The organism is Pseudoalteromonas sp. S16_S37, from assembly GCF_014694405.1.
In the GTDB taxonomy this organism is placed as follows: Bacteria; Pseudomonadota; Gammaproteobacteria; order Enterobacterales; family Alteromonadaceae; genus Pseudoalteromonas.
The window spans coordinates 1-234 of the sequence record NZ_JAAUWV010000280.1 but is presented as its reverse complement, the minus strand read 5'-3'; the positions used below and the strand labels follow the sequence as shown (position 1 = coordinate 234).

General features: G+C 38.5%; 1 pseudogene. It reads left to right on the top strand.

Annotated features, from left to right (window positions below):
* Positions 1–120, top strand: a pseudogene (locus tag HC733_RS22905) (transposase); the annotation flags it as partial.
* Positions 121–234 lie beyond the last annotated feature (114 nt).

Here is a 234-nt window from a genome sequence, read left to right as displayed (position 1 = left end):
TATCTTAAACAAATTCATAAACTTTCGGATGAAAATACGGTCGCCATGTGGTGTGAAAATCCCTATTGGCAGTATTTTTGTGGGATGCAGTTTTTTACTCATCACATGCCGTGTGACCCTGAGGGATCCCCATAAATAATCATTTAAATTCAAACACATCACTAACATCCAAATTTTGCCAATTCAAGTCAGTGATGGTTTTCTTAAAATGCCGGAGCCCCGCCATATAGTCTT